The 12687-nt window shown below is 72.2% G+C and carries 10 protein-coding genes; 2 read left to right on the top strand and 8 right to left on the bottom strand.

Annotated elements, in window-relative coordinates:
- Nucleotides 1-30 precede the first annotated feature (30 nt).
- Both H7F49_RS06370 and H7F49_RS06365 read left to right on the top strand, forming a co-directional pair.
- Nucleotides 31-684, top strand: a complete 654-nt coding sequence (locus H7F49_RS06370) for a 2-dehydro-3-deoxy-6-phosphogalactonate aldolase (RefSeq protein ID WP_185682741.1) — start codon at nucleotides 31-33, stop codon at nucleotides 682-684.
- 33 nt (nucleotides 685-717) lie between these two features.
- Nucleotides 718-1440 (top strand): FadR/GntR family transcriptional regulator, encoded by a 723-nt coding sequence (locus H7F49_RS06365; protein WP_185682740.1) that lies wholly within the window; start codon nucleotides 718-720, stop codon nucleotides 1438-1440.
- A gap of 410 nt (nucleotides 1441-1850) precedes the next feature.
- Here the strand turns inward: H7F49_RS06365 and H7F49_RS06360 are convergent, their stop codons facing one another.
- The 8 genes from H7F49_RS06360 to H7F49_RS06325 are packed head-to-tail and all read right to left on the bottom strand — an operon-like array spanning nucleotide 1851 to nucleotide 12622.
- Nucleotides 1851-3704: a carboxypeptidase regulatory-like domain-containing protein gene (locus H7F49_RS06360; protein ID WP_185682739.1), complete on the bottom strand. Its 1854-nt coding sequence runs from the start codon at nucleotides 3702-3704 to the stop codon at nucleotides 1851-1853.
- Nucleotides 3701-5803, bottom strand: coding sequence for a DUF4175 family protein (locus H7F49_RS06355; RefSeq protein ID WP_185682738.1), 2103 nt, complete (start codon nucleotides 5801-5803; stop codon nucleotides 3701-3703). Before H7F49_RS06355 ends, H7F49_RS06360 begins: the two co-directional genes overlap by 4 nt.
- Complete coding sequence (locus tag H7F49_RS06350) at nucleotides 5800-6957, bottom strand: BatA domain-containing protein (protein WP_185682737.1); 1158 nt, start codon at nucleotides 6955-6957, stop codon at nucleotides 5800-5802. Before H7F49_RS06350 ends, H7F49_RS06355 begins: the two co-directional genes overlap by 4 nt.
- The gene (locus H7F49_RS06345; protein WP_185682736.1) at nucleotides 6954-7847 is read right to left on the bottom strand and encodes a DUF58 domain-containing protein; all 894 of its coding nucleotides are present in this window, start codon (nucleotides 7845-7847) and stop codon (nucleotides 6954-6956) included. The genes H7F49_RS06350 and H7F49_RS06345 overlap by 4 nt, the downstream gene beginning before the upstream one ends.
- Nucleotides 7848-7867: 20 nt before the next feature.
- Entirely contained in the window at nucleotides 7868-8863 is a 996-nt protein-coding gene (locus H7F49_RS06340) for an AAA family ATPase (RefSeq protein ID WP_185682735.1), read from the bottom strand.
- 35 nt (nucleotides 8864-8898) lie between these two features.
- The gene (locus H7F49_RS06335) at nucleotides 8899-9639 is read right to left on the bottom strand and encodes a DUF4159 domain-containing protein (RefSeq protein WP_185682734.1); all 741 of its coding nucleotides are present in this window, start codon (nucleotides 9637-9639) and stop codon (nucleotides 8899-8901) included.
- Nucleotides 9629-10963 carry a TldD/PmbA family protein gene (locus tag H7F49_RS06330; protein ID WP_185682733.1) on the bottom strand — a complete coding sequence of 445 codons (1335 nt, stop codon included), beginning with the start codon at nucleotides 10961-10963 and terminating at the stop codon, nucleotides 9629-9631. The genes H7F49_RS06335 and H7F49_RS06330 overlap by 11 nt, the downstream gene beginning before the upstream one ends.
- Before the next feature lie 24 nt (nucleotides 10964-10987).
- Nucleotides 10988-12622 (bottom strand): TldD/PmbA family protein, encoded by a 1635-nt coding sequence (locus H7F49_RS06325; protein WP_185682732.1) that lies wholly within the window; start codon nucleotides 12620-12622, stop codon nucleotides 10988-10990.
- Nucleotides 12623-12687 lie beyond the last annotated feature (65 nt).

Here is a 12687-nt window from a genome sequence, read left to right as displayed (position 1 = left end):
ATCGCCGGCCCAGGGGAGATTCGCCCGACCATGACCGACCAGCCCCGGCCTTCCCGTTTCAGCGCAGCCCTGGCCGCCTGTCCGCTCGTTGCGATCCTGCGCGGGATCACCCCGGACGAGGCCGTGCCGATCGGACTGGCCCTGGTGGACGCCGGGTTCCGCCTGATCGAGGTGCCGATGAACTCGCCCGATCCGCTCGACAGCATCGGGCGGCTGCGCCGGGCCCTGCCGACCGAGGTGCTGGTCGGCGCGGGGACCGTGCTCGGTCCGGCGACGGTCGGTGATCTGGCCGCGCTCGGGGCCGATCTGGTCATCTCGCCCCATGCCGATCCGGCCGTGATCGCCGCGGCGGCGGCCGCCGGCCTGTCCGCCGTGCCGGGCATCTTCACCCCGACCGAGGCCTTCGCCGCCCTGTCGGCCGGGGCTGCCGCGCTCAAGCTGTTCCCCGCCGAAGCCGGGAGTCCGGCCCAGCTCAAGGCCATGCTCGCGGTCCTGCCGAAGGGGACCCCGGTGCTGCCGGTCGGCGGGATCGTGCCCGAAGGCCTGGCGCCGTGGCTGCGCGCCGGAGCGCGGGGCTTCGGCCTGGGCTCGGCTCTTTACCGGCCGGGCGACGGGGCCGAGCGGGTGGCGGAACGCGCGGGCGCCTTTCGTGCGGCCCTGGCCGCTGCCGCCGCGGACGGCTAGGGGCGGCCATGCCGACGATCGGGGCGCAGGTTCATGGCCGAGGATGACCGCCCCGCTCCGGGCCGCAACCTGACGCACCGCCTGCTCGAGACGACCGGCCGGCAGATCGTCACCGGGCACTATGCCGAGCGGCCCTTCCCGACCGAAGCCGAACTGGCCACGGGCCACCGGGTCAGCCGATCGGTCACCCGCGAGGCGGTGAAGATGCTGACGGCCAAGGGCCTGCTCAGCGCCCGGCCACGGCTCGGGACCACGGTCCAGCCCGAGGCACGCTGGAACCTGTTCGATCCCGACGTCCTGCGCTGGCTGCTGGAGCGCCCGGCCTCGGTGCCCCTGCTGCGCCAGTTCCATCAGTTGCGCCGCGCCATCGAGCCGACCGCCGCCGGGCTGGCGGCGCAGACCGCCGATGCCGCGGGTCTGGCCGGGATCGCTGACGGGCTGGTCCGCATGCAGCAGGCCGAGCAGGGCCACGACGATCCGCTGGAAGCCGACATCGCCTTCCATGTCGCCGTGCTGCGCGCCTCGAACAACCCGTTCTTCGCCCAGTTCCGCGACGTGGTGGGGACGGCGCTGCGGTTCTCGATCCAGGTGACCAACCGGATCAAGGGCGGCACCGCCGACGTTGCCGCGCACGGGGCGGTGCTGGCCGCCATCCGCGACCGCGACGCGGACCGCGCCGAACGCGCCATGCTGGCGATCATCGACGACGTGTCGGACCTGATCGAAGGTAGCGCGGGCGGCGGGCCGAGGGCCTAGGGAGACCTGACGCCCTGCGGTGATGCCGCGAGGGGCCGGCAGAGGCGGGGAGCGGACGTTGGTCTGGAGCCGCCGAGAACGCCCCCCCACTGCTCAACCTCAGCCTTTGCGACATTGCCCTACGGCCTGATCCCGTCATCCTGAACTTGTTTCAGCCGTCATCCTGAACTTGTTTCAGGATCCATCGCGCCCCGGGGCTGTGCCGCCGGAGATGAAGCGCAGGGGCAAGCTCGCACGAGAGAACCCAGAGCCGAACGTGAGGCACCATGGATCCTGAAACAAGTTCAGGATGACGAAGGGCGCGAGGTCGGGATGACGCCGGAAACAGGGTCAGGGGTGACGGTGGTGGAGCGGGGCGGATCATGTCCGCACCGGGGAGGGTTCGAATGTCCCCTCCCAGGCGAAACCCGTCATGCAACAGGGCCCGCGCGCATCCCGCCGCGCCCGCGGGTGCTGCGTTCCAGCAGCCACAGGGCGCCGCAGCCGGCCAGCCACAGCCCGAACCACGGCCAGGGCGACCCCGGCTGGCTGTCCGTCCCGCGGCCCTGCGGCGCCGCTCCGGCGCCCCGGGCGAGCTGCAGCGTCGCCGTGCGATCGCGCCCGGCGCGGAGCGCCGGGATAGCCTCGGCCGGGTGGACGTAGAACACCTGAGCCGCCCCGCCGGTGCCGGCCTGGTGCCATCCCGCCCGGGTCGACCAGAACCCGGCGCAGCCGTCGGCCCCGCGGTCGCGCACCAGCGTCGTAACCGTGCCGTCCGGCTGGACCACTGGCCCGGCGGCCGCCGGGCCGCACAGCACCGCCCGCTCACCTGCCCAGAACGGCCCGGCGATCAGGGCCGGGCCATCGGCCGGACGGGCCACCGCGCCGAGCAGGCGGCTCCACCAGTCGGCGAACAGGTCGGCCCGCCCGCTCAGCGCGAGGGGATAGCTGTCGGGCACGGCGAAGGCGGCGACCCGCCCCGTGCCGAGCGGACGCCAGGCGGCCAGCGGGTTGCCGCCCGCATCGGCCAGGAACGGCACCACATCGACCCCCGACCATTTCCCGCCCAGGCGGGTGACGTCCGGAAGGACAGGATCATCAAGGTCGGACCCCTCCGGAACATCGCGGGTGCCGATGCCCCGCCGGGTGCGGGCCAGGGCGAGCGCCTCCGGCGTATCGACCGCGACCTCGGGCAGGACCACCGGCACCACGCCGCCACGTCCGGCGGGCGCCAGGCCAAACCCGCGCCACCAGGCCCGCGTCCCCTCGTCCCCGTCGCTGCGCAGGACCAGCCCCATCCCGCCGCGCACCGCCTCGAGCAGGGTGCTGCGGCCAGTGCCCAGCCCGGCCCAGGCCCGCTCGTCGACAATGGCCGCAGCATAGCCGTTCAGGGTGGAGAGCGTCAGGGCGATCGGCGCATCCCCCAGGGCGATGCCCCCGCCCGCGGCGATCTGGGTCTGGACGGCGAAGCCGGCATCGCTGGCCCAGCGCCGCAGGAACTTGATCTCCGGCCCCGGCGCCCCGGCCAGGATCAGCAGCCGCGGCTTGGCGGCGGCCACGGCCAGGACCGGGACATCGGCCTCTTCCTGCAGCCTCCCGCCCGGCTGACGCAGCCGCAGCGCGAAGCGGGCCGTACCCGCGGCGCGCGTCGTCCCGCTCAGCCGGAAGGTGCCGTCAGCCGCCACGGGCTGGCGATCGGTGACACGCCCGGCCGGATCGACCAGCTCGACCCGCGCGCCGGCCGCCGGCGCCACCCGGCCCGCGACGCTGAAGGCGGCTCCGGCGGCGACCGGCGCTGGCAGGGCCAGGGCGACGATCCCCGGCGGTTCGGCTGGAGACGTGTGGACGATCGGCAGGCCCCGCGCGGAATCGAGATCCCGCGGCGCCAGGCCCTGACCCAGCACCACCAGGCGGCGGGTGGCGGGATGGCGGCGCAGCGCGGTGGCCAGGTCGGGCACGGCCTCGGCCCGATCGAGCCGGGGGGCTTCGGGCAGGGCCACCAGCCGACCCCGCGTGGCGAAGGCGGCGCGGCGCGGAGTCCCGGCGGTGGCCACCACCAGTTCGTCGGCGGCATGCTGCCAGGCGGGCGGGAACAGGGTGAGGAACAGGGCCCCGGCGACCAGCGGCTGCAGCGCGGCGAGCGCGGCCAGCCGCCAGTGCGCTGCCCCGGCGGCTCCGGCACCGCGCTGCCACAGCGCCAGGCGGACCCAGCCCAGCAGCACGGCCAGCCCCAGCACCGCCGCCACGATCCGCTCGGCCGACAAGGTGGAGAGGGCCGACATCATGGCGCGCGCCCTCCGATCAGGCGCAGGTAACGCTGCCCGGCCGCATCGGGCCGCGGCCGCGGGGCCAGACCGGCGGGAGGACGTGCCAGGGCGAGCCAGAGCTGCCCGCGCAGCACGGCGCGGCAGCGGGCACAGGCGGGATCGGCCCGCACCGCATCCAGCGCGGCGGCGAGCGCCAGCGGATCGGCCAGGCGATCCCGGTTGCCCGCCAGCCAGCGTTCGACACCGGCCAGATCGATCGCTCCCCGGATCGCCCCCGGCCCGTCGCCAAGCGCCCGCCAGGCGGCCGCGATCTCGCCGTCGCCGCTGTCGACCGGGGCGACCGGCAGGGCCCGGCTGGCCAGCCCGTCACGCTTGCCGGTCAGGCGGCGGGCCGGATCGATCGGCGGCCGCTCCTGCCCCACCCGCGAGAGGAACACCCGGGTCGCCTGCTGGACCTGCTTGATGAAGCGCAGCGCGCGGTAGGCCGGGGGCAGGGCTGCGGCCGGCTGCCCCTGCTTCAGCAGCCGCTCGGCCTCCCACATCTCGTCCACGGCGTTCTTGAGGATCGCCCGCGTGGCCGGATCGAGGCTGCTGGCGGCGGCATCGTCGTGGGGATGGCCGAACTCGGCGAGGACGTCCTCGGGGGCGCCAAACCCGGCCGGGCGGGCCGGCGGCAAGCCGCCCGAGTGATCGTGGCCATCCCCTTCGGCATGTTCGGGCGCGGTTTCCTCTTCGCCGCCGAGGAACTGGCTGTAGCGACCACGCAGGATCGCCTGATCATCCCCGATCGCCGCGGACCGCCCGGCGAAGCGCTCCGCCGGCAGCGCCCGCTTCTGCCGCAGCAGGGCCTCGGCATCGAGGATGATCTGGCGCTGGCTGCGGAAATAGGCGGGGAGCGTGGTGTTGACCATGCCTTCCAGCCCGGCGCTTTCGGGCGCCTTCGGGGCGGGCCAGCGCAGGACCAGGCTGGGCCCGCGGGTCTCCTGGGGGCCCGGACTGCGGGTATCGCGCACGATCAACTGGACCACCAGGTCCCCGCCCGCGGCGAAGCCCAGTCGCGCGAAGTCGAGCGTCGGGGCAAACCGCCGGTCCCGCGCCGGGCCCGATCCGGTCAGGGCGATCTCGCGCTCGCTGAAGGTGACGTTCTCGCCCTCACCGACCGCCAGGGTCACGCGCAGTCGGGCCTGGGCGGCCACGCCATAGTCGTCGGTCGCGGCGAAGACCGGGCCCCAGGCGCGCTGGCCGGGCCGGACCAGCGTCAGGCTGGCGGCGGGGCTGATCACCCGCACCTGCGGCGGTGCATCGGGGATCACGTCGATGCGATGCAGCGGCGCGAGAGGCGCGCGCGGGTCGGCCGGATCGACCCGGTAGAGGAAGGCCGCATCGACCTGCCGCGCGGCCATCCAGTCCTGTCCATCCCGCCGCAACGGCAGCGGCGGACCCGCCAGCAGGCCGAGGCGCGGCTGTCCGGGCTGCGGCGCGAAGCGTAGCGTCCATTCCAGGCGCGACCCCACCGGGACGCGGGCATCGAGCCCGCCCTGGTCGCGCGCCGGCAGGCCGGTATAGGCGGGCGGAACCACCCGCAGGTTCTGTGCCACCAGCCGGGGCACCCCCGGGATCACCGGGAGGTGCTCGGCACTGGGGGCCAGATGGACCGGACGACCGGCGCGTGACGGCCACAGCATCAGCAGCGCGGCGGCGATCAGGGCCGCGCCCCACAGCGCCAGCAAGGGTCCGCGCCGCCAGTCCGCCGCCAGATCCTCGGGCCGACCGGCGCCGAGGCGCTGCTCGATCCGCGCCCGCTGCAACCGCTCCAGCGGATTGAGCCGGTCGGGAGCGCTGAACAGCAGGGCGGCGCTGTCTTCCAGGTCCGGGCGCAAGGCATTGAACCGTCGGACCAGCCAGCGTTCATCAAGGCGCTGCAGCCGGCGCCGGACCAGCCAGGCCCCACCCGCGAGGCCCGTCGCCAACAGGCCGAGCGCGGCAGCGGTCCCGCCCAGCCGCCAGCCCAGCGCGGCGAGGACCAGCAGCGCCGGGGCCAGCCACAGCGCATCGCCGGTCGACTGCCGCCGCCGCGCCGGGCCGGTCCAGGTGCGCAGCAGCGCGTCGGCGCTCACGGGCCGGGCGCCCGGGTGCGGGCCGTCGCGAGCCAGCGCTCCGCGAGGGCCAGGCCGACGATCAGCAAGGCCAGCCATGGCCGCAGATCCTGGAGCGGCAGGGTGGGCGCGACCGATCCGGTGGAGAGCGGGGCGTGGTCCGCAGCCAGGGCGCGGGCCGGGGCGGAGCGCGGCGGCGCCAGCAGGGCCTGCAGCCGCGCAGGGAGATCGCCATCCAGCAGGGCGGGCATGCGGGCGGGCCGCAGCGGCCGGGTGAACCGCAGCACCTGCCCCGCGCCCAGCCCGCGCGCCTCGACCTGGGCTGTACCCTCGGCATCGGGCCACAGCGCCACCGCGGGGCCAGCCCGGGCGGGCACCTCGCTATCGGCCGAGACCAGCAGGGTCCCTCCGGACCGGACAAAGGCGGTCACCGGTTCAGGCCAGGCCCCGGCCGCCAGGCGGATCACCGGGCCCGGCGAGTCAGGCAGCGGCCCTGCCAGATCGCCCTCATTGGGGAGCGAGCCGGCCGGGTCCAGGGCCTGCAGGGCGGCGCGCAGATAGCGGGCCTCGGCCGCATGGGCGGCATCGTGGCGCAGGACCGGGCGCAGCGGCCCGGCGGCAGCCGCGCGCGGCTCGGGCATGGTGCCGGGGGTCACGATCCAGCGCACGGGGCGAGCCAGACGGGGCCGCTCGCCATCGACCCCCTGCAGGACCGAGGGCGCGACGATGGTGAGGTCCGCGCCGGGTGGCAGGCCGGCGTCGAGCTCACGGATCAGGCTGGCGACCGGCTGTGTGCCCGCGACCGCACCACGATCGACAGGCGGGAAGCCCGGCGCGAGCCACCGGGCGCGCTGCAGTTCGGCGGCGGTTAGTGGCGCGCGCGCCGGATCGGCCCCGGAGATCACCACGACGGGGCGTCCCTCCCCCGCCCCGCCCCGCAGGGCCGGCCTGGCGAGGACCAGCACCACCAGAGCCACCAGCAGCACCCGCAGCACCAGCAGCAGGACCTCGTCGAGCCGCAGCCGCGACCGGGGCCTGGGCTTCGCGCTGAGCCAGCGAAGCGCGGCGAAGTCGGTCGGGCGCTGTTCGGAACGGCGGGCAATATGGATCGCCAGCGGCAGCATCACGGCCGCGAGCGCCGCCAGGGCGGCGGGCAGCAGCAGCACCGGGGTCACGAATACTCGGCCGCGGCGTGGGCTGCGAACAGCCGGCGGAGCGGCAGGTCGAGCGGCAGGTCCGTGACATGATCGACATGCCGCACCCCGGCCGCGGCGAAGCGCGCGCGCAGTGCGGCGCGGGCGGCCCCGAAGCGCTCGAGGAACTCGGCCCGCAGCGCTGCTCCATCACCCAGCAGCTCGTGCCCGGTTTCCGGATCGCGGAAGCGGTGCCCGCCGGCAAAGGGGAAGTCGCGCTCGTCCGGGGTGAGCAGCTCGATCACCAGCACTTCGCGTCCTGCCGCCGCCAGCTTCGTGGCAAGGTCCGCGGCGGCCTCCTCGAAGCAGTCGCTGATCAGCACGACCAGATCGCGCGGACCGATCCGCTCCCACAGCGGGCCCATCCGGTCGGCCGGCAGGAACCCGCCCGACGGGCGCAGCGCCATCAGTTCGATCAGCAGGCGGTCGCGTTGGCGGGGGCCGCTGCCCGGCGGGACCAGCCGCAGTCCCTCCTCGCCCAGGGCCATCAGACCGAAGCGGTCCCCCTGCTGCACGGCCAGCTCGGCGAGGCAGGCAGCCAGACCGCGTGCCGCTGCGAACCGCGTCTGGCCCGGACGGGTCTCGTCCACGTGCCCCATCGACGCGCTGGTATCCAGCAGCACCCAGACCGCGACCGGGCTTTCCCGCTCGGCCTCACGCACGAAGAACTTGTCGGACCGGGCATAAAGCTTCCAGTCGATCTGGCGCAGCTCGTCGCCGGGTTCGTAGGCGCGGTACTGCGCGAACTCCAGGCCGGCGCCCCGCGCGTGGCTGCGGTGCAGGCCCAGCCCGTGGGCGCCGACCGCGCGCCGCGTGACGATCCGCAGGCCCTTCAGCCGGCTGCGCACGTCAGGGGGGACCAGATCGATCATCGCGGCGGCCCGACCGGGTCTCAGTCCGCCGGGAAGGGCACGGCGCGCACCAGCTCGGCCACCACCTCGTCGGCGCTGCGCCCTTCGGCCTCGGCCGCGAAGGACAGGAGCAGGCGGTGGCGCATGACCGGGGCGGCCAGGGCGACGATGTCCTCGCGCGTGGCGGCGAGGCGGCCGTGCAGCAGGGCCCGGGCCTTGGCCGCCAGCACCAGCGCCTGCCCGGCGCGGGGCCCGGCGCCCCATTTGACATAGGTGCGGACCGCTTCGGGCGCGCCCTCGCCGGGGCGGCTGGTGCGGACGATCCGGGTGACCCAACGCAGCAGGTCATCGCCGAAATGAACCTCGCGCACCCATTGCTGGAGCGTCAGCACGGCCTCCCCCGCCATCACCGCGGGCACGGCGGGCGGCTTGGCCCCGGTGGTCTGGGCCAGGATCGCGAACTCCTCGTGCTCGGTCGGATAGTCGACCCGGATATGCAGGAGGAAACGGTCAAGCTGCGCCTCGGGCAGCGGGTAGGTCCCGGCCTGTTCGAGCGGGTTCTGCGTCGCCAGGACGAAGAACGGGGCCGGCAGCCGGTACGTCGTCCCGCCATAGCTGACCGTCCGCTCCTGCATGGCTTCGAGCAGCGCGGCCTGGGTTTTCGGCGGGGTGCGGTTGAGCTCGTCGGCCAGGAGCAGGTTGGTGAAGATCGGGCCCTGCTGGAAGCGGAAGTGGCGATGGCCGGTGCCGTGATCCTCCTCGAGCAGCTCGGTCCCGAGGATGTCGCTCGGCATCAGGTCGGGGGTGAACTGGACCCGCCGGAAATCCAGCTTCAGCGCCTCGCCGAGCGAGCGGACGAGCAGGGTCTTGCCCAGTCCCGGGACGCCCTCGAGCAGGCAGTGGCCCCCAGCCAGGAGGCCGATCAGCAATTGTTCCACCACCTCGTCCTGGCCCACGATGGCCTGGCCGATCGCCCCGCGCAGTTGCGCCAGCCGATCGAGCTGCACCGCGATATCGGCTTCGCTGATGTCGTTCATGTCCTGGTTCCTTCAGGTGGCCGTGGCGCGGTCGCTCACGACGTCAGCGCATAGATCACGATGTTGACCGCGAACCGGGTGTTGTCCTCGGCCAGGAAGCGCTTGTTGCGCCAATCGTAGTCCCATTCGCAGCCATAGTCCTTGTTGCTGTAGAGCAGGCCGAGCCGGCCATCGATCGTGATGCCCTTGAGGTAATCGTGGACCAGGTCGTCCCCCCAGCCGTTCAGTTCGAGCGCGGTGTTGGGCGGGCCGTCGAACTTGAAGAAGCTGCGGTACAGGGGATGGCCCCGGGGCAGGGTCTGCAGCGCCTTCGGCCCGAAGATCCGGCCCATCTCGGCCTCGAAGGACCGGGCGAACAGGCCGTCGATATCGTGGTTGCAGTCATCCACCAGGACGAAGCCGCCGCTGCGGACATAGCGGGCGAAATTGCGCCGCTCGGCCGCGGAGAACTCCACCAGCTTGTGTCCCGCGAGGTAGCAGAACGGGGCCGTGAGCATCTTCGGATCGGCCAGGTCGACCACGTGCTCGACCGGATCCACCCGCAAGTTGGTGTAATCGATCAGCGCGGTGATCAGGTTCGCCGGCATCCGCTGGTCGACGTCCCAGTCGCCCGACTGGTAACGCAGCCGGGTGAAGCGGAAGTCATAGCGGCCGGCGGCGGCGCGCAGCGGGGTTGCCGCGGCAACCCCGCACGCCATCAGCCCGCCCCCGAGCAGCCGCAGGACCTGCGCGCGACTGAGCCCGCCGCGCGCGCCGGTCCTGCCGTCAGACCGCATCCGACAGCGAGGTGAAGGTGAAGTCCCGGATCTTCATCGGCGGGATCACCATGGTGGTGTCGGCCTCGTCGCTCTTGACCCGCACCGGCTTGCCGAATTCCTCGACGTTGTTGAGCATGATCACCGGGCTCTCGTTGAAGCGGAAGTTCTTGATCGGATAACGGATCTGGCCGTTCTCGATATAGAAGGTCCCGTCGCGGGTCAGGCCGGTGAGCAGCACGGTCTGCGGATCGACCATGCGGATGTACCAGGTGCGGGTCACCAGGATGCCGCGCTCGGTGGTGCGGACCAGGTCCGCGGTCGACTTGGTGCCGCCGGTCATGATGATGTTGCCCGGCCGGGCCATGGCCGGACGGCCCTGCTTCTGGGCCCAGTAGCGGCTGTAGTTGAGGTTCGCGACCTTGCCGTTCTCGATGATCGGCATGCGCTGGCGCGGCAGCCCGTCATCGTCCCACGGATAAACCGCGGCGCCGGGGTAGGCCGGATCGGTGAACATGTTGACCTGCGGGCCATAGACCTGCTCGCCCAGCTTGTTGCCGCCGCCCTTCTTCGACAGGAAGCTGCGCCCCTCGTCCGCCGAGCGGGCATCGAAGAAGAACATCATGAACGAGATCAGCCCGGCCGCGGCGGCGGGTTCGAGGATCACGGTGTACTTGCCCGGCTCGAGCGCCTTGGCCTCGGCCGAGGCGCTGGCCTTGCGCATCGCGACGCGGACGTCCTCGGCGGCGTTGAACTGGGCGATGTCCTGGACGTTGTGACCGACCCAGCCCGAACCCCGGCCGTCGGCGGTGCGCACCGTGCAGGTGTAATCGGTGCTGGTCGCGGTCTGGTAACCGTAGTTGCCGCGGCTGTTGAGGAAAGCGACGAAGCCGGCCTCATCCTCGAGATAGCCGGCGGCGACCAGATTGGCCCCCTTGCAGGCATCGATCGATTCCGCCGCCACCTTGGCCCGGTACTCCGGCGTGATCCCGGCGGTGCCGGTGCTGAAGGTTGGGGTGGCGGTGAAGGTCTGCTTGTCGACCACCGGCATGAACTCGGGATTTTCGGGTGCCAGCCGGGCGAGCTCCTCGGCGCGGCGGACCACCCGTTCAAGCGACGCATCGTCGAACTGGTTGATCGTGGCCGTGCCGACCCGCTTGCCGAAGGCGACCTGGACGGCCAGCTCGATGTTGTCGAGCACGCCGCTGGTCGAGACGTTGTTCAGCGCGAAGCGGATGTTGCCGCGGGTCGATCCACCCAGTTGGGCGGTGCATTGATCGGCCTTCGACAGCCCGACGACCTTCGTCAGGATAGCCTTGGCCTGGCTTTCGGTCATGATACCCATGATCTGTTTCCTTCCCCGCGCCGATCAGCCGAGCGTGCGAGCGGTGTTGATGACGTTGATGCCGTTGAAGCGCGCGGTGGATGACCCGTGCGACACGGCCGAGACCTGCGAGGGCTGGCCCTTGCCGTCGAAGAACGATCCGCCCAGGCGGTAATCGCGTTCGTCGCAGACGCCGGCGCAGGCGTTCCAGAACTCCGGGGTGCGGATCTGGTAGGCCACGTCCTCGATCTGCTGGGTGACCTTGCCGTTCTTGATCTCGAAGAACAGCTGCCCGCCGAACTGGGCGTTGTAGCGCTGCTGGTCGATCGAGAAGCTGCCGTCGCCGATGATGTAGATGCCGTTCTCCACCCCGCCGATCATGTCGGCGACGCTCATCGGCGTCTTGCCCGGCTGCAGGCTGACATTGGCCATGCGCTGGAACTGCACGTTGGACCAGGAATCGGCATAGCAGCAGCCGTCGGATTCAGTCTTGCCCTCGATATGGGCCTGGTCGCGGATGGCCTGGTAGCCGATCAGCTTGCCGTCGCGGATCAGATCCCACTGCTTGGTCTTCACGCCCTCGTCGTCATAGGCGACGGCGCCCAGGCTGCCGGGCTGGACCTTGTCGGCCACGATGTTGACCTTGTCGCTGCCGTACTGGAAGCGGCTCTGCAGCTTGTCCATGGTGGCGAAGCTGGTGCCGGCATAGTTGGCCTCGTAGCCCAGCACGCGATCGAGCTCGAGCGGGTGGCCGACCGATTCGTGGATGGTCAGCCAGGTGTGCGACGGATCGAGCACCAGATCGTACTTGCCCGGCTTGACCGAGGGGGCGGTCAGCTTGGCCCGCGCGTGGCGGGCGGCCGCCGCCGCGTCGGCGATCATGTCATAGGACTTGCCGAAAACGGTGACCCCGCAAGGCAGCACGGTCTTCCCGGAAGCGGCGCCGTCCATGTATTCATAGCCCATGCCCATCGGCGCGGCGAGCTCGTCGCGGGTGCGGAACTTGCCGCTGGCCTTGTCCACTGCGGTCACCGACATGCGCGGCCAGATCCGGTGCACATCCTGATCGATGTAGCTGCCATCGGTGCTGGCGAAGTACTTCTGCTCGTTCACCAGGAACAGGATCGACTGGATGAAGTCGGCCCCGGCGCCCAGCGCCGCATCGTTGACCGACATCAGCAGATCGACCTTCTCCTTGATCGGGACCTGCATGGAATTCTTCACGATCGGCGTGCGCCACGCCACCTCGCCCACGCCCTTGACCGGCGCCAGTTGCACGGGAGCCGTCTGGCGGACCGCATTGGCCTTGGCGATCGCCACCGCCTGGCCGGCGGCACGGGCCACCGCGTCCTTGGTCAGCTCGTTGGTCGCGGCAAAGCCCCAGGCCCCGCCCGCGATCACGCGGATGCCGACCCCGGTGCTTTCGGTGTTGACGATGTTCTGCACGTTGCGTTCGCGGGTGATCACGAACTGCCGCAGGTAGCGCCCGACGCGGACGTCGCAATAGCTGGCCCCTGCGGCGGTGGCGGCATTCATCGCCGCATCGGCCAGGCCCTTCTTGAAGCCGACGTCGAGCGCGGAGCCGAGCTCCTCCGCGGCGATCGCCTTGCCGAAGATCGACGGCAGGGCAAGCCCGCCCACGCCCATGGAAGACAGGGCCAGAAAATCACGACGATGCAAGGTAAGCCTCCACCAGCGATGCCCGCGCAGACCTGCGGGGCCATGAGAGCGATGCCCGCGCCTTC

The organism is Novosphingobium aerophilum, assembly GCF_014230305.1.
GTDB classification, from domain to species: Bacteria; Pseudomonadota; Alphaproteobacteria; order Sphingomonadales; family Sphingomonadaceae; genus Novosphingobium; species Novosphingobium aerophilum.
The sequence above is the reverse complement of the archived record's forward strand: the minus strand, read 5'-3'. Positions and strand labels throughout refer to the sequence as shown.